Below are 16531 nucleotides of genomic sequence, written 5' to 3'. Positions count from 1 at the left end.
GCTAGAACCACGCCTCGAGGATCGTCGCCCGGTGCTCGAGCACCTCGATCGCCTTCTTGCCGCACGACTCGGGGCGCGTGCGCCCCGCGGGTTCGCGCGTGACGCGGACCTGCCAGCGGCGCCCGTCGGCGTGGGTGACGATGACGTCCCACCCGCCGTCGACCACCTCGGGCGCGTCGGCCCAGAGGGCGGCCAGCAGGGTCTCGCCCGTCTCCGCGCGCACGTGCGACTCGGCACACTGTGACGGACCGGTCACCCCGGACCGACCCCGGTCGTGGAGCGGGCCGAGCAGCTCGGCGGGCAGGTGCCCGGTCTCGCTCGCACCGAGCAGCCACTCAGAGGCACGGTCGTCGAGACGTGCGAAGGTCTGCCCCCACGGCAGGAGGACGGCGGTCGGCGCGAAACGGTGACCGCCGGTGTGCGACACCTCCCACGCACGGCCGGGAGCGATCCTCGCGGCGTGAGCGGCGAGCGGTCGCCCGCGCACGGCGCAGCAGACGTCGCGACGCCCGTTGGTGCACACGAGCAGGGCCGGTGCAGCGGGTCGTGAGCCCAGGAGCGAGGCCTGCACCAGCGCACGGCTGCCGCGGGCGAGCGCACCCCAGTCGAGGCCGAGCAGGTCGCCGACGTGGTCGACCTCGGCCGTGAGCAGCCAGGCGTCCTCCGGCCGGGCCCCGGCGTGGGCGACGAGGACGTGACGGGGGCCATCGTGGGCTGGGTGGCCACCCGGGCGCCGGACGAGCATGAAGCGCCCGCCCGCCCGGCTGGTGCGCCCGTCGAGCTCGGCCCCGAGGTCGCGGTCGAGGTGCGACTCGCGGGCGGCATCTCGCCCCCAGGGTCCGGGCTGCTCGACGATGACGAAGAAGCGGGCGGTCGCGGCCGTGCCGTAGGCGCTCGTGCCGTCGTGGTCCCACTGCACCGAGCACGCGTCGGACGCCGGGGTGCCGTAGCCGGTCGTCGCGGGGTGCTCGTCGTGCTCGGGCTCGTGGTGCTGTGCCTCGGCGCCGGCCGGGACGGGAACGGCCGCGGACAGGGCGTCGACGACGGACGTCACCGTCGCCGAGGCAGCCGCGCCGGCGGCAGCGGCGGCCCGTCGGGCGGCCTTTCCTCCCGACGACCGGCTCATGAACCGGCCCCGTCGTCCCCGGCGTCGGGTGCGGCGACGTCAGCGCCGTCCGTCGATGTCTCCGCCTCCGGGTCGGCCGGAGGAGCGGCGACGTGTGCGATGACCGCGGTCGTCGGGACGCCCGAGCCGTCACGTCGGCCGTCGGCCGCGGGCAGCTCGACGGCGACACCGTTGGCTGCCGCCGCGCGAGCCGGGGTGTTGCCTGCGAAGGCGAGCACGAGCGAGTCCTCTCCCTTGAGGAAACGGTGGCAGCGCACGCCCCCGGTGGCGCGCCCCTTCGGGGGGTACTCGGCATACGGCGTCACCTTGAGCGACCCGCCCTCGGTGCCGGGCAGCGCGCCCGACGAGCCCGACGACGTCACGACGACGCCCTCGCGGGCCGGGTCGGCGACACCGAAGAACGCCACCCGGGCGCCCGCGGCGAGCTTGATGCCGGCCATGCCGCCGGCGCTGCGTCCCTGGGGCCGCACGGTGCGGGCCGGGAAGCGGAGCAGCTGGGCATCGGTGGTGACGAAGACGAGGTCGAGGTCCTCGCGGGCGGCCACGGCGGCGCCGACGACGCGGTCACCGTCCTTGAGGCTGATGACGTCCCAGTCGTTGCTCCTGGGCGCCTCGGAGGTGACCCGCTTGACGACACCGGCGGCCGTGCCGACGGCGAAGACGGGTGCGTCGGGACCGATGGGCACGATGGTCACCGGCTCCTCGCCCTTGCCGAGGTCGACGTACGCCGCCAGGGGCGCACCACCCGAGAGGCTGGGGGCGCCGTTGGTCGGCGGGAGCGTCGGCAGGTCGAGAGCCGAGAGACGCACCATCCGGCCGGCGCTCGTCACGAGCCCGAACTCGCCCCGGGCGGTCGTGCGGACCGCACCGATGACGACGTCGTGCTTCGAGCGCGAGCCCTCGGCCGTGACGGGCTCGGCCGTCCCGGTGCGCGCCAGCAGTCCCGTCGAGCTCAGGAGCACCCAGCACGGGTCGTCGGCGATCTCGAGCGGCGAGGCCGCCGTCGCCGTCGCGCTGGCGCCCGAGCTCTCGAGGAGCACCGTGCGACGCGGGGTGCCGTGCGCCTTGGCGACGTCGGCGAGCTCGGTCGACACGAGCTTGAGCAGCAGCTTCTCGTTGTCGAGCAGCGCTCGCAGCTCCTCGATGGCGCGTTCGAGCTCGGCCTTCTCGTTCTCGAGCTCGAGGCGCGAGAACTTCGTGAGGCGGCGCAGCTGGAGGTCGAGGATGTAGGTCGCCTGGGCCTCGGACAGGTCGAAGACGTCCATGAGCCGCGCCCGGGCCGTGGCCGCGTCGTCGGAGCTGCGGATGACCTGGATGACCTCGTCGATGTCGACGATGGCGATGAGCAGGCCCTCGACGAGGTGCAGTCGCTCCTCGCGCTTGGCCAGGCGGTGGGCGGTGCGGCGGCGCACGACGTCGGTGCGGAAGTCGACGTAGACCTTGAGCAGGTCCTTGAGGCCCATGGTGCGTGGCTGGCCCTCGACGAGCGCGACGTTGTTGATGCCGAAGTTCTCCTCCATCGGCGTCAGCTTGTAGAGCTGCTCGAGGACGGCGTCGGGGTTGAAGCCGTTCTTGATCTCGATGACGAGACGCAGGCCGTGCTGGCGGTCGGAGAGGTCCTTGAGGTCGGCGATGCCCTGCAGCTTCTTGCCCTGGACGAGGTCCTTGACCTTGTCGATGACCTTCTCGGGGCCGACGAGGTAGGGCAGCTCGGTGACGACGATGCCCTTGCGGCGGGCGGTGATCGACTCGATGCGAGCCGTCGCACGGGTCCTGAAGCTGCCGCGGCCGGTGAGGTAGGCGTCACGGATGCCCTCGAGCCCGACGATCTTGCCGCCGCAGGGCAGGTCGGGCCCCGGGACGAACTTCATGAGGTCCTCGAGCGAGCACGTCGGGTTGGCGATGAGGTGCCGCGCGGCGCCGATCACCTCGACGAGGTTGTGCGGGGGCATGTTCGTCGCCATGCCGACGGCGATGCCCGCCGCGCCGTTGACGAGGAGGTTGGGGTACGCCGCGGGCATGACACCGGGCTGGAGCTGGGTGTCGTCGTAGTTCGGGACGAAGTCGACGGTGTCCTCGTCGAGGCCCGCGACCATGAGGAGGGCGGCGTTCGCCATCCGTGCCTCGGTGTAACGAGCCGCCGCCGGGCCGTCGTCGAGCGAGCCGAAGTTGCCGTGGCCGTCGACGAGGGGCAGGCGCAGGGTGAAGGGCTGGGCCATGCGCACGAGGGCGTCGTAGATCGCCTGGTCGCCGTGCGGGTGGTACTTGCCCATGACCTCGCCGACGACGCGCTGGCTCTTGACGTGGCCGCGGTCGGGGCGCAGCCCGAGCTCGTTGGCCCCGTAGAGGATCCGTCGCTGGACGGGCTTGAGGCCGTCCCGGGCGTCGGGCAGGGCCCGGCTGTAGATGACGCTGTAGGAGTACTCGAGGAAGGCGTTCTGCATCTCCTCCTCGACGTCGATGCCGACGATCTTCTCCTCGAAGTCCTCCGGTGGAGGCGGGGGGGTCTTTCCACGGGCCATGCCGGGTGGTGCTCCTTGCCGCTAGCGGGTGAACACCCCATCTTCGCGCAGGGTGGTCACGCCTCCTCACCTGCCACGCCGAAACGGCCCCAGTGGGACACCTCGCGGCCGTTGCGCCGGTGCCGACGCAGGCTGGGGCTCCTGGGTCCCGGGACGGCATACCCGATTGACACGACGCCCACGATGCTCCGGCTGGGCGGGATGTCGAAGGCCTCGCGGACGGTGTCGTGGCGCTCCGGGGGCACCCCGAAGAAGAGGCTGCCGAGCCCCTCGTCGGTGGCGGTCAGCAGGATGAGCAGCGACGCCATGCCCGTGTCGACGTCCCAGTAGGGCACCGGCCAGTGGGCCTCGTCGCGGTCGGTCCAGCCCTTGTCGGGCGCCGCATAGCGGTCGAGGTAGGCGTCCTTGTGCGACAGGCACAGCACGAGCACCGGAGCGGCCCGTATGCCGTCGAGCCAGGGGTCGCTCGCCTCGCCGGGGTCCGTCGTGGCCTCCCAGAAGGCGTCGCGCTCGGCCGGCGTGGTGAGCACGAGGAAGTCCCAGCCCTGGCTGAAGCCGGCGCTGGGGGAGCGCACCGCGTTGGCCAGGCACCGCTCGACGACCTCCCGGGGGACCGCCCGGTCGGGGTCATAGCGGCGGACCATGCGTCGGGAGCGGACGACCTCGGTGAACTCCATGCGACCACACTGCCATCTCCTGAGGTCGTGCAGCCCGACGTGACACGATGACCTCATGGAGGGTGGCGAGCTCAGCGACGACACCGGTGCGATCGAGCGGGTCTCGGCGCAGGCCACGGGTGCCCCCGTCGAGTGGGAGGCCGACGTCGTCCTCCGGGACGGCACCGTGGCGCACGTCCGGCCGATCACGCCCGACGACGCCGACGGCATCCGCCACTTCCACAGCCTCCAGTCGGAGGAGTCGATCTACCTGCGGTTCTTCGCGCCGCTGCGCGAGCTGAGCGCCCGCGACCTCCACCGGTTCACGCACGTCGACCACCACGACCGGGTCGCCCTCGTCGCGACCCTCGACGGCGAGATCATCGGCATCGGCCGCTACGACCGCATCGACCCGACGTCGGCGGAGGTCGCCTTCAACATCTCGGACCACTACCAGGGCAAGGGCATCGGGTCGGTCATGCTCGAGCACCTGGCCGCCATCGCACAGGAGATGGGGATCAACCGGTTCGTCGCCGAGGTGCTGCCGCAGAACCGCAAGATGCTCACCGTCTTCAAGGAGGCGGGCTACGAGGTCACGCACCACATCGAGGACGGCGTCGTCGAGGTCTCCTTCGACATCTCGCCGACCGAGCAGAGCAAGGCCGTCCAGCTCTCGCGGGAGCACCGCGCCGAGTCGCGGAGCATGCACACGATCCTCTTCCCCGAGCGCGTCGCGATCATCGGCGCCAGCCGGCGTGAGGAGTCGATCGGCGCGCTGGTCATGCGCAACATCCTCGCCGCGGGCTACCGGGGCGAGCTCTACCCGATCCACCGGGTGGCCGACCGGATCCAGGGCCTCACGGCCTACCCGAGCATCCACGACGTGCCCGAGCCCGTCGACCTCGCCGTCGTCGTGGTCCCCGCGGCGCAGGCCATCGACGTCGTCAAGGACTGCGGCAAGGCCGGGGTCAAGGCGCTGCTCGTGCTGTCCGCTGGGTTCGCCGAGGCCGGTGAGGAAGGGATCCGCCTGCAGGAGAAGCTCCGTCGTCGGGTGCGTCGCGCCGGCATGCGTGTCGTCGGCCCCAACAGCTTCGGCCTCATCAACAACGACCCCTCGGTGCGCCTCAACGCCACGCTCGCCTCTGTCATCCCCGAGTCGGGTCGTCTCGGGCTCTTCGCCCAGAGCGGCGCGCTCGGCGTCGCGGTGCTCGCCTCGGCGGCGCGACGGGGCCTCGGCATCTCGGTGTTCGCGTCGGCCGGCAACCGGGTCGACGTCTCGGGCAACGACCTCATGCAGTACTGGATCGACGACCAGGAGACCGACACGGTCGGGCTCTACCTCGAGTCGATGGGCAACCCACGCAAGTTCTCGCGCATCGCCCGGGCGCTCGCGGCGGTCAAGCCGGTCGTCGTGGTCAGCTCCGGGGTGTCGAGCTTCGCCGCCCCTCCCGGGCACCGCACGAGGGTGACCAACGTGCCGCCCCAGGCGTTCGACGCCCTGCTGCGCCAGGCCGGCGTCATCCGCGTCGAGAACGTCCACCAGCTCTTCGACGTCGCCCAGCTGACGCTCCACCAACCGCTGCCGAAGGGCGACCGTGTCGCCATCGTCGGCAACTCCGACGCCCTCGGTGCGCTCAGCGCGAGTGCCTGCGTCAGCTGGGGGCTCAAGGTGACGCACGGACCGGTCTCGCTGCCGCCGCAGGCGTCGGCCGAGGAGTTCGCCGCGGCCCTGGACGCCGCCTTCGCCGACCCGGAGGTCGACAGCGTCGTCGCGGCCTTCATCCCACCTCTCGTGACGCAGGACGAGGAGGTGCACATGGCGGTGCGCACCATCGTTGCCGATCACGAGAAGCCGTGTGTCGCAACGTTCCTCGGCATGCGTGGTGTGGGTGACGGCCTCGCCTACGAGCAGCACGGCGTGCGGCGCTCCGTGCCGGCGTACTCCATGCCCGAGGACGGCATCCGCGCGCTCAACGCCGTCACCCGCTATGCCCTGTGGCGCCAGCGCGACCGCGGCACCCAGGTCGCCCCGGTGGGCATCGACCGGGTGCGCGCCGAGTCGCTCCTCGACGGCTACCTCGCGGGCAGTCCCGAGGGTCGCGCGCTGACGCGCGACGAGGCGCGAGAGCTGCTCGGCGCCTACGGCATACGCGTCTGGCCGGCCGTGGAGGTCTCGGGCGTCGACGCCGCGGTGGCCGCCGCCGAGGAGCTGACCTACCCCGTCATCCTCAAGTCGACGTCGCCGGTGGTGCGCCACCAGCCCGGACTCGTCGGGGTCCGCGGCGACCTCGTCGACGCCGAGGCCGTCCGCGACGCCCACACGTCGTTGACGCAGCGTCTCGGGCCCCTGGGGGCCGACCGGTTCGTCGTGCAGCGCATGGCGGTCCCCGGGGTGTCCTGCGTCATCCGCGCGAGCGAGGACCCGCTCTTCGGCCCGGTCGTCAGCTTCTCCGTCGCCGGCCCACCCACCGAGCTGCTCGGCGACGTCGCCCACCGCATCCCGCCGCTCACCGACGTCGACGTCACCGACCTCATCGACGGCGTCAAGGCGGCGCCGCTGCTCAGCGGCCACCGCGGCGCCGCGCCGGTGCACCGGGCGGCGCTCGCCGACCTCATCGCGCGGCTGTCGGTGCTGGCCGACGACCACCCCGAGCTCTCGTCGGTCGAGCTCAACCCGGTCAACGCGTGGACCGGTGGTGTCGACGTGCTCGGCGCAGAGGTCGTCGTGCGGCCGCCCCTCGTGCGCAAGGACCCCGGTCGCCGCCGGATGACCTGACGGCGCGGACGTGTGGACCGCTCGGAGGGGTCATGCCGGCGCGGGTGCAAGGATGGGGGCATGCGACGCGTCACCCCGGGCACCGGCCGAGCCCTACCCGAAGACCTCACCGAGGCGATCACCCGAGCCGGCTACTACCCCTCGCTCGTCTGTGACGTCGTCGAGTCGGCGATCGCCGACGACGAGGTCGTCTCGCACCTCGTGCACCAGGAGACGACCTTCGACCACGAGACGGTGCGTCGCCACGTCACCGTGCTCGTCGTCACGCCGCTCCGGCTCGTCATCGCCCACGCCGACGACCACGCCGAGTCCGAGGACAAGCTCATGGCGACGGCCACGACCGAGACGGTGCCCCTCGCCGCGGTCCGTGGCGTCATGCTCACGCACGTCGTCGCACAGCCCGACACCTTCGCCCCCGGCACGCACGGGCGGGACCTCACGCTGACCCTCGGGTGGGGCGCCGTGAGCCGGCTCGACATGATCCCGGCGCAGTGTGGCGATCCCGACTGCACGGCCGACCACGGCTTCGAGGGCACGATCGCCTCCGACGACATCTCGCTGCGCATCAGCTCGGCCGCCGACGGCGAGGACGCCGTGGGCCGCGCGATGAGCTTCGCCCGGGTGCTCTCCGCGAGCATCGGTGGCGGCACGGCCCGCTGACGCCGGCGCCGTGGCCGACGACGTGACCGCTCACGCCCCGACCCCGACCGACTGGTCGGCGGGCACCTTGGCATCCGTGCTGCCGTCGGTCGCCGACCGCCTCGGGGTGCAGCGGTATGCCGGCCGTGACGTCTTCGACCTGCCCGCGGTCCCGCGCACCGTCGTCGTGCTCGTCGACGGGCTCGGCCACGACCTGCTGCGCCAGCGCAGCGGCCACGCGCCCTTCCTCCGCAGCCACCTCGGCACCGCGCACCGGGTGCCGTGCGGCTTCCCGACGACGACCGCGACCTCGATGGGGACCTTCGGCACCGGGCTGCCGCCGGGCTCGCACGGGCTCGTCGGCATGCAGGTGCTCGACCCGGCCACCGACCGGCTGCTCAACGAGCTGTCGTGGGAGGACGGGCCCGACCCGCGCGCCTGGCAGCCCAACGAGACGGTCTTCGAGGCCGCCGAGAACGCCGGTGTCCCGGTGACGATGGTGGGGCCTCACTACTTCGACGGTTCGGGCCTGACCACCGCCGCCCTGCGCGGCGGACGGTTCCGGGCCGCACGCACGCTCGACGACCGCGTGGCCGCCGCCGTGTCTGCAGTGCGGGCCACACCGCGCGCCCTCGTCTACCTCTACTGGGGCGACGTCGACAAGGTCGGCCACGTCCACGGCTGCCAGTCGTGGCAGTGGGGTGACGAGGTCGAGTCGGTCGACGCCGCCCTGCGCCAGCTCGCCGCTCGCGTCCCCGACGACACGTCGATCGTCGTCACGGCGGACCACGGCATGGTCGACGTCCCCTTCCACGACCGCATCGACCTCGTGCACGAGCCGGGCCTCATGTCGGGCGTGCGCCACCTCGGCGGGGAGCCGCGCAACCTCCAGCTCTACGCCGAGGCCGGTGCCGCCACGGACGTCGAGGCTGCCTGGACGGCGCGCCTCGGCGACCGCGCACGGATCCTGACGCGCGAGCGGGCCGTCGACGAGGGCTGGTTCGGCCCAGTGCGGGCCGGCGTCGAGGGCCGCATCGGTGACCTCCTCGTCGTGACGGAGGGCTCCTTCGCGGTCGTGCACTCGGGGCTCATGCGCCGCGAGGTGGTCGCTCTGCTCGGCCTGCACGGCTCGACGAGCGATGCGGAACTCGCCGTGCCGGTGGTCGTGGTGCCACCCCGCCGGGGCGCCTAGGGTGGTGCCTCGTGGCTGAGCTCGTCTTCTTCTCCGGGACCATGGACTGCGGCAAGTCGACCCTCGCCCTCCAGATGGACCACAACCACGGGGCGCGGGGTCGCGTGGGCCTCATCTTCACCAAGATGGACCGTGCCGGCACCAACGTGCTCAGCTCCCGACTCGGTCTGTCCACGGGTGCGCTCGAGGTCCGCGACGACCTCGACTTCTGGGAGGCGATCGTCGACAGGGCCACGGCCGGCACGCGCATCGACTACCTCATCTGCGACGAGGCGCAGTTCTACACCTCTGACCAGGTGGAGCAGCTCGCGCGGATCGTCGACGAGATGGACGTCGACGTGTTCGCCTTCGGCATCACCGCGGACTTCCGCACCGAGCTCTTTCCCGGGAGCAAGCGGCTCATCGAGCTCGCCGACCGCGTGCAGGTGCTCCAGGTCGAGGCGCTCTGCTGGTGCGGCCGTCGGGCGACGACCAACGCGCGGGTCATGGACGGGGTCATGGTCGTCGAGGGCGAGCAGGTCGTCGTCGGCGACACGAAGCCCGGCACGACCGGCCTCGTCGAGTACGAGGTGCTCTGCCGCCGCCACTACATGCGCCGGATGACTTCGCACGCGGCGCGTGCCGCGGCCATCTCGCCCGCGGTGCTGCCGTTCGACCTCGACGTGTGCCCGCTGCCGCCGCTGCCGATCACCCAGGCCGACTGAGCCGCCGCGCCGTCCACCGAGGGCGTATGCCGTCCGGCGGGCTCGGAGGGCGCCGCACCCCGAGCGCCGCGGTCCCCGAATGGTGGGCCTGGGGCCAGGTCGCGGACCGATCCAGTGGCCGCGGCCCCAAAATGGTGGTCGGGCCAGAGGGACGGGGTTTCGTTCAGTCGTTCTTGCGGCCGAACATGATGTCGTCCCAGCTCGGCACACTGGGCCGTCCCGACTTGCGCGCCGGAGGCGCGGGGCGGGGGACGGGCTTGGCGGCCGGCGCAGCGGCCCGCTGCTCGACGACGTCGTAGGCGGTGTCGTCCTCGGGGCCGTCGGCCTCGACGGGAGAGTCGTGACCGGGGGAGGGCGTGTCGTGGACCGCGGGGGCGCGTGACAGCGGCCGCGGCTCCTCGCGTCGGCGTGCTCCCGGACGCAGCTGCCGCTCGACGGGGACCGGATCCGGGTCCGGGTCCGCGAGGACCTCGGTAGCGGCGTCCTCGAGGTCGTCTGATGCCGCGTCGGCAGCACCAGCGACGGCCCCCTCGGCCGGCTCGTCCGCAGCGGGCTCGTGGGCGGGCTCGTGGGCGGGCTCGGCCGGCGTCGCCGACACGTCCGCCACGTCGGGCTGGGAGGGGGAGGTCGTCGGTTGCTCGGGCGCCTGCCGCACCGGCTGGGTGGGCTCGGTGCGCCGCGCCTTGCGCCGGGTGGCGTCGACCCCGACGCGCTGCTCGACCGACCCGGTCTTGACCACCTCAGGGTCGTCCTCGGGATGCGTGTGCGCCGGGGGCGGCAGCTCCTCGCGGGGGTCGCCCGCGAGCTCCTGCAGGGGCAGGGCCTCCTCGGGCGCCTCGTCCAGACCCGGGACCTCGGTGGACTTGGGACGGCGACGACGACCGCGCTGGGCGCTGCGTTCGCGCATGGCGGCCATGAGGTCGACGGTCTCGCCCTCGCGGCGCCGCATCGTCGACGCGCCCACGCCCCCCTCGGCCTCGACGTCGTAGACGCGGCTCGGACGGTTGGAGGCGCTGAGGTGCGGGGCCGGGATCGGGCCGGGTGCCTGCTGGTCCTCGTCCTCGCTGAGCCATCGGGCCTCGTCGTCGACGGCCGTGACGGTGCGGGCGAGTGGGTCGAACTGCCAGACGGCCTCCCGCTCGCGACCACCGGCGGTGAAGAGGAGCAGGACGGTCCAGGCGCCCTTGTCGGTGCGACGTGAGTCCCACCGGGTCCTGACGGAGTCGATCTCGCGGGTGCGCAGGCGCTCGGTGACGCGCTCGTCGAGGGTCGGGGCCGCGCCGTGCGAGCCTCCACGCGGCCGGAGCCGGACCTGGCGGGCGAGGCCGGCGATGTGCTCGCGCTCGGCGAGGATCGGGCCCTCGTAGCGGTGGACCTTCTCGACCGGCCAGTCCGCGCGCTCGGCGACCTCCTCGGCCGTCATGCCGGCGCGGACCATCGCCTGGACGTCCTTGGGCCGCAGCCCACCGGAGATCTCGATCTGGAGCTGGCCCAGCCGCGGTCGGTCGCGCCGCGCCGCGGCCCGGAGCGACTCGTCGAGCGGGACGGAGAAGCGGTTGCCCTCGTCGTCGGCCAGCAGCAGGTGCAATCCGTCCTCGTGGACGCCGACGAGCCTGAGGTGCTGCATGGGTGGGTCTCCCGGTACCGAGTCTGCGTGGTCCTGCCGTGATGGTGCTCCGGTCTCTCGTGCCGGCCGGTGCGCCGTGCTGTCGAGCATGCCACCGGCCCGGGTGCCCACCAAAGCGACCACGCCGCACGGGTACCGTTTGCTCTGGCATGCCTACCACTTTCGCGTCCGCGCAGCTCGCCCTCGACCTCGTCGGCGTGTTCGTCTTCGCGCTCTCCGGTGGGCTCGTCGCCGTCAAGAAGCGTTTCGACCTCTTCGGGGTGCTCGTGCTCGCCTGCGCCGCGGCCCTCGGCGGCGGCATCGTGCGCGACCTGCTCATCGGCGACATCCCGCCCGTCGGCATCAGCGACTGGCGCCTGCTGACCGCCGCGACGCTCGGTGGACTCGTCACCTTCCTCTTCCACCCGGGTGTCGAGCGCATCACCCGCTTCGTCCGGGTGCTCGACGCGGCCGGTCTCGCGGCCTTCGCCGTGTCGGGCAGTCTCAAGGCCGTGACGACGCCCGGGGTGTCGCCCATCGCGGCCGTCCTCGTCGGGGTCATCACGGCCGTCGGGGGTGGGGTGGCGCGCGACCTGCTGGCCGGCCAGGTGCCCGAGGTCCTGCGCCGCGAGCTGTACGCCGTGCCGGCCATGCTCGGGTCGGTCCTCGTCGTCGTCGCAGCCCAGCTCGGGTCGCTCCAGGACTGGGTGCTCTGGACCGCGGCGGGTCTCGTCTTCGCCCTGCGGATACTGGCCGTCCGTCTCGACCTCAACGCCCCCACCCCGTTGCGCTCCAACCCGACCTGACGCGCTCGGCGCACCACGGGCGACCGGCCCCACGAACCCTGCTCACCCACCGATGGCGGAGACATGACACCAGACGCACCACCGACGCCCGACCCGACCCAGCCCTCGCCGCTCGCTCCGTACGACGCCGTGATCCTGCTCGGCTTCGGCGGTCCGGAGGGTCCCGAGGAGGTCATGCCCTTCCTGCGCCGGGTCACGGCCGGCCGGGGCATCCCGGACGCGCGCCTCGAGGCCGTCGGCGAGCACTACCACCACTTCGGCGGTCGCAGCCCGATCAACGACCAGAACCGCGCGCTCATCGCGGCCCTGCGCGCCGAGCTCGACGCGCGCGGCATCGACACGCCGATCGTCTGGGGCAACCGCAACAGCGAGCCCTTCATCGACGACGCGCTGCGCGAGAGCCACGCCGCCGGACACCGCCGGGTCGTCGCGCTGACGACGAGCGCCTACTCGTGCTACTCCTCCTGTCGCCAGTACCGCGAGAACCTCGCCGACGCCGCGACCACGGTGGCGGACGACGGCGTCGAGCTGCAGATCGACAAGGTCGCGCAGTACGCCGCGCGTCCCGGCTTCGCGGAGGCCAACGCCGGCAAGCTCGTCCGCTCGCTCCGTGCTCTCGACGGCGCCCCCGACTCCGAGATCGCGCTGCTCTTCGTGACGCACTCGATCCCCGACGCCATGGACGACACGTCAGGGCCGGGGGACGGGGAGGGCAACCTCTACCAGCGTCAGCACCTCGCGCTCGCGTCGCAGCTCACCGACGAGGCGAACCGGGTCCTGGGGCGAGACCTCACGGGTGAGCTCGTCTTCTGCTCGCGCTCCGGTCCCCCGACCCAGCCGTGGCTCGAGCCCGACGTCAACGACCGCATGCGTGAGCTGGCGGCCGCGGGCGTCCGCACCATCGTGACGGCCCCGATCGGCTTCGTCAGCGACCACATGGAGGTCGTCTACGACCTCGACACCGAGGCGCAGGAGACGGCCGACGAGCTCGGCCTCACGCACCTGCGCGTCCCGACGGTCGGCACGGACGCGGTCTTCGTGCGCGATCTCGTCGACGCGCTGCTCGAGCGCGCGGCGGAGGCCCGCGGCGAGGTGGTGCCGCAGTTCGAGGGCAGGATGCCCTCGGTGTGCGCGCCCGGCTGCTGCCCCAACCTGCGCCAGGCCCGACCGGCCATGTGCGGCAGCGACTGAGGGGCACCGCGATGACCACCACACGCCCCGTGCCCGCCCTGCCCGAAGGAGTCACCGTCGAGGAGCTCGAGCGGCTCTGCGTCGAGCTCGCCGTGCAGGCCTCGCGCTTCATCCGCGACGAGCGCCCGCCCCGGATGGGTGTCGCCGCGACGAAGTCGACCGAGACCGACGTCGTGACCGTCATGGACCGACGATCCGAGGAGCTGCTCCACCGGCTCATCCAGGCGGCCCGCCCCGACGACGGCATCCTCGGGGAGGAGGGTGCCGACGTCACCGGCACCTCAGGCCTGACGTGGGTCGTCGACCCCATCGACGGCACGGTCAACTACCTCTACGAGATCCCGGCGTATGCCGTGTCCGTGGCCGTCGTCGTCGGCGACGCCCGGTCGCAGGGCGGTTGGACGCCGGTCGCGGGCGCCGTCGCCGACCCGTGCCGGCATCTCGTCCATCACGCCGGTCGGGGCACCGGTGCCTGGACCAGCCCCGAGGACCCGGCCGAGGGCGTGGCCCCGACCCGGCTCTCGGTCTCGTCGGAGGACCGCCTCGCCCGCACGCTGCTCGCGACCGGCTTCGGCTACGCCCCGGAAGTACGAGCCCGCCAGGCCGAGGTGCTCCTGCGGGTCCTGCCCCTCGTCCGCGACATCCGGCGCATCGGCAGCGCAGCCCTCGACCTCGTCCGCGTCGCCGACGGCTCCGTCGACGCCTACGCCGAGACGGGGCTCAACGCCTGGGACCTCGCAGCGGGGTGGCTGGTCGTCGAGGAGGCCGGAGGTGTCGTCGTCGGTGCCGGGGACGGCCCCGACTCCTCGCCCGGCGCAGCCCTCACCGTCGCTGCCGGGCCCGCTCTCGTCGAGCAGGTGCGCGCCCTCTTCGGCGCGCCGGAGGGCGCAGCCGACTGACCGTCACGCTCTCGGGCGAGGGCACACGACGAACGCCCCACCCGGCCGAGCCGGGTGGGGCGTTCTGTCGTCCTGGGGGAGCGGACGGCATACGCCCGCTCGTGTCGTGTGGTGTGTCGCCGGGACGGCGCTCAGGCCGCCTGGAACGGCTCGAGCTCGGGGACGCGGATGCCGTTCTCCGTGGCCAGACGGGCAAACGACTCCAGCTCGCCGGTGTGCACCTGCACGCGGTAGTCGTCCCCCGCCTGTCGCGCGTCGGCGAGGTCGCCCAGCGCGTCGTTGACACGTTGCCTGATCTGGTCGACGAACTCGGTCATGGGTGCCACCTCCGGGCCTGGGGTTGTCGATCGGTCGAGTCCGGAGACCCTACCGCGCCGTAGGAACCCCAATGTGCACCCGCGATGGTCGACGGATGGCAAAGCGCAGGTGAACTGTTGGTCCGAAAAGGGCAGGTGTGGGCGGTGCCGGCGGGTCCCGTCTCAGGCCTTGGCTCGGACGACGTGACAACGCGGTGGGGATCGGGCACCATACGCGCACGCGGACATGTTTCGTCGCTGTTAACAACGCCGTTGACCGCACGGGGTTTCTCGGGAACAAGCACGAGCCCACGAGCGTTCTCCGCGTCACAGACCGCAAGGCGCAGCACGAGTAGAAGTGAGACAACGAGATGGCAACTGATTACGACGCGCCACGCAAGACTGACGACGATCTGAGCGAAGACTCCATCGAGGAGCTGAAGTCCCGTCGGGTCGACAAGACGTCGTCCAGCGTGGACGTCGACGAGACCGAGCAGGCCGAGGGCTTCGAGCTCCCCGGCGCCGACCTCTCCGGCGAGGAGCTGTCGGTGCGCGTCCTGCCCAAGCAGGCCGACGAGTTCACCTGTGGGCGTTGTTTCCTGGTCCACCACCGCAGCCAGCTCGCCAAGGAGAGCAACGGCATGATGATCTGCACGGAGTGCGCGGCCTGAGCGCATTCCACCCCGGGCAGCACCACGGCCAGGAGCAAGTAGGGTCGGTCCTCGTGACCGACCCTTGTGCTGTCCCGGTCCGGAGGCTCGACCCCGACCTGCCCCTGCCCGGCTACGCGCACCCCGGTGACGCCGGCGCCGACCTCTGTTCACGTGTCGACGTGACCATCGCCCCGGGGGAGCGGGTGCTCGTCCCGACGGGCGTCGCCCTGGCCCTGCCGGCAGGTCACGCGGGGTTCGTGCACCCACGCTCGGGGCTGGCGGCCCGCCACGGCATCTCGATCGTCAACGCCCCCGGGACCGTCGACGAGGGCTACCGGGGGGAGATCCTCGTCAACCTCGTCAACCTCGACCCGCGCGAGCCGTTCACGGTCCGACGGGGCGACCGGATCGCCCAGCTCGTCGTCCAGCGCGTCGAGCGGGCGCGGTTCGTCGAGGTCGATTCGCTCGACGAGACCCGTCGGGGGGACACTGGACACGGATCCACCGGTGGGTTCGGTCCCGCGGGCGCCGCCTCGCCGACAGCGGGGGAGACGCCCACCGGGGCGTGATCATCGGATACGGTTCGCCGGGCGCTGCGTCAGCGCCGCGACGACCACCTCTCCGGCCGGGCACGACGCCCGCCGGGCAGCAGGACTCTAAGGACGGAATGACGTGGGACTCTTCAGCCGGGGCAAGTCGAAGGACCGCCCGGACGGCGGTGCCGTGGACGCGGACCTGACCGACGACCTCGACCAGGACGAATTCGGCGCGGATGCCGGGCTCGACGGGGAGGCCGACGGTGACGGCGTCGCCGCGGTCACATCCCGCCCGCTCGATCGCAGCGAGGTCGAGGACGACTCCGACTACCTCAACCTCGGCGCCATCTGGCTGCGCGGGCAGCAGGGCATGGAGCTGCGCCTCGAGGTCAACGAGCAGGAGCAGCAGATCACCGGAGTGACCGCCGTCATCGGCGAGTCGGCCGTGCAGCTGCAGGCGTTCGCCGCACCGCGCACCGAGGGCGTCTGGATCGACATCCGCAACGAGATCGCCGCGAGCATCGTCGATGCCGGTGGCACCGCCGAGGTCCTCACCGGCGAGTTCGGCGAGGAGCTGCTGACGCGGATGCCCCAGGCCGGCCCGGACGGCCGGACCGTCTTCATGCCGGCCCGTTTCGTCGGCGTCGACGGGCCCCGCTGGTTCCTCCGCGCCGTGGTCTCGGGCCGGGCCGCGATCGAGCCCGCTGCCGCCGAGGCGGTGCACGACGTCATCCGCACGACGGTCATCGACCGTGGCGAGGAGGCCATGCCGCCACGCGAGCTGCTGCCGCTGCGCCTGCCCGACGCCGACGGCGCCGCCCAGGCGGGCGAGCCCGGTGACGCCGACGCGGCCGGCGGGCCCGACCTCAACCCGTTCGAACGCGGCCCCGAGATCACCGAGGTCCGTTGATGACCGGCCCGTGCCCCGC

The 16531-nt window shown here is 72.6% G+C and carries 15 protein-coding genes; 10 read left to right on the top strand and 5 right to left on the bottom strand.

The genetic code is table 11. The features are described from left to right. Position 1: 1 nt before the first annotated feature. From ASD90_RS14625 to ASD90_RS14615, 3 genes are read right to left on the bottom strand one after another with little or no spacing between them, the layout of a single operon-like run. Positions 2-1126 (bottom strand): sucrase ferredoxin, encoded by a 1125-nt coding sequence (locus ASD90_RS14625; RefSeq protein WP_056758007.1) that lies wholly within the window; start codon positions 1124-1126, stop codon positions 2-4. After that, positions 1123-3648, bottom strand: coding sequence for a DNA topoisomerase (ATP-hydrolyzing) subunit A (locus ASD90_RS14620; RefSeq protein WP_056758002.1), 2526 nt, complete (start codon positions 3646-3648; stop codon positions 1123-1125). Before ASD90_RS14620 ends, ASD90_RS14625 begins: the two co-directional genes overlap by 4 nt. 56 nt (positions 3649-3704) lie before the next feature. Next, positions 3705-4325 carry a nitroreductase family protein gene (locus ASD90_RS14615; RefSeq protein ID WP_056757998.1) on the bottom strand — a complete coding sequence of 207 codons (621 nt, stop codon included), beginning with the start codon at positions 4323-4325 and terminating at the stop codon, positions 3705-3707. A 55-nt stretch (positions 4326-4380) separates the two neighbouring features. Between ASD90_RS14615 and ASD90_RS14610 the strand changes: the two genes are divergently transcribed. From ASD90_RS14610 to ASD90_RS14595, 4 genes are read left to right on the top strand one after another with little or no spacing between them, the layout of a single operon-like run. Further along, positions 4381-7080, top strand: a complete 2700-nt coding sequence (locus ASD90_RS14610; protein ID WP_082588751.1) for a bifunctional GNAT family N-acetyltransferase/acetate--CoA ligase family protein — start codon at positions 4381-4383, stop codon at positions 7078-7080. 60 nt (positions 7081-7140) lie between these two features. Further along, positions 7141-7740 carry a DUF5998 family protein gene (locus ASD90_RS14605; RefSeq protein ID WP_056757996.1) on the top strand — a complete coding sequence of 200 codons (600 nt, stop codon included), beginning with the start codon at positions 7141-7143 and terminating at the stop codon, positions 7738-7740. A gap of 10 nt (positions 7741-7750) precedes the next feature. After that, on the top strand, positions 7751-8911 hold the full coding sequence (locus ASD90_RS14600) for an alkaline phosphatase family protein (protein WP_056758884.1): 1161 nt from the start codon (positions 7751-7753) through the stop codon (positions 8909-8911). A gap of 11 nt (positions 8912-8922) precedes the next feature. Further along, positions 8923-9615: a thymidine kinase gene (locus ASD90_RS14595; protein ID WP_056757993.1), complete on the top strand. Its 693-nt coding sequence runs from the start codon at positions 8923-8925 to the stop codon at positions 9613-9615. 163 nt (positions 9616-9778) lie between these two features. On the opposite strand, the gene sepH is transcribed toward ASD90_RS14595, so the two are convergent. Next, on the bottom strand, positions 9779-11242 hold the full coding sequence (sepH, locus tag ASD90_RS14590) for a septation protein SepH (protein WP_056757989.1): 1464 nt from the start codon (positions 11240-11242) through the stop codon (positions 9779-9781). Between the two features lie 149 nt (positions 11243-11391). Here sepH and ASD90_RS14585 point away from each other — a divergent pair, with 149 nt between their 5' ends. From ASD90_RS14585 to ASD90_RS14575, 3 genes are all read left to right on the top strand, one after another. Further along, the gene (locus ASD90_RS14585) at positions 11392-12027 is read left to right on the top strand and encodes a trimeric intracellular cation channel family protein (RefSeq protein WP_056757986.1); all 636 of its coding nucleotides are present in this window, start codon (positions 11392-11394) and stop codon (positions 12025-12027) included. Positions 12028-12090: 63 nt separating this feature from the next. Further along, on the top strand, positions 12091-13218 hold the full coding sequence (locus ASD90_RS14580; protein ID WP_056757983.1) for a ferrochelatase: 1128 nt from the start codon (positions 12091-12093) through the stop codon (positions 13216-13218). A gap of 11 nt (positions 13219-13229) precedes the next feature. Further along, on the top strand, positions 13230-14117 hold the full coding sequence (locus ASD90_RS14575) for an inositol monophosphatase family protein (RefSeq protein ID WP_056757979.1): 888 nt from the start codon (positions 13230-13232) through the stop codon (positions 14115-14117). 131 nt (positions 14118-14248) lie between these two features. On the opposite strand, the gene ASD90_RS14570 is transcribed toward ASD90_RS14575, so the two are convergent. Beyond that, positions 14249-14434 carry a hypothetical protein gene (locus ASD90_RS14570; RefSeq protein WP_056757977.1) on the bottom strand — a complete coding sequence of 62 codons (186 nt, stop codon included), beginning with the start codon at positions 14432-14434 and terminating at the stop codon, positions 14249-14251. 350 nt (positions 14435-14784) lie between these two features. Between ASD90_RS14570 and ASD90_RS14565 the strand changes: the two genes are divergently transcribed. From ASD90_RS14565 to ASD90_RS14555, 3 genes are all read left to right on the top strand, one after another. Further along, entirely contained in the window at positions 14785-15084 is a 300-nt protein-coding gene (locus ASD90_RS14565) for a DUF4193 domain-containing protein (protein ID WP_020145516.1), read from the top strand. A gap of 53 nt (positions 15085-15137) precedes the next feature. Beyond that, the gene (dut, locus tag ASD90_RS14560; protein WP_056757973.1) at positions 15138-15635 is read left to right on the top strand and encodes a dUTP diphosphatase; all 498 of its coding nucleotides are present in this window, start codon (positions 15138-15140) and stop codon (positions 15633-15635) included. Between the two features lie 103 nt (positions 15636-15738). Further along, the gene (locus ASD90_RS14555) at positions 15739-16512 is read left to right on the top strand and encodes a DUF3710 domain-containing protein (protein ID WP_056757970.1); all 774 of its coding nucleotides are present in this window, start codon (positions 15739-15741) and stop codon (positions 16510-16512) included. Positions 16513-16531: the final 19 nt, after the last annotated feature.

Source organism: Terrabacter sp. Root181 (assembly GCF_001428505.1).
GTDB lineage: Bacteria > Actinomycetota > Actinomycetes > Actinomycetales > Dermatophilaceae > Terrabacter.
This window is presented reverse-complemented; position numbering and strand designations above follow the sequence as displayed.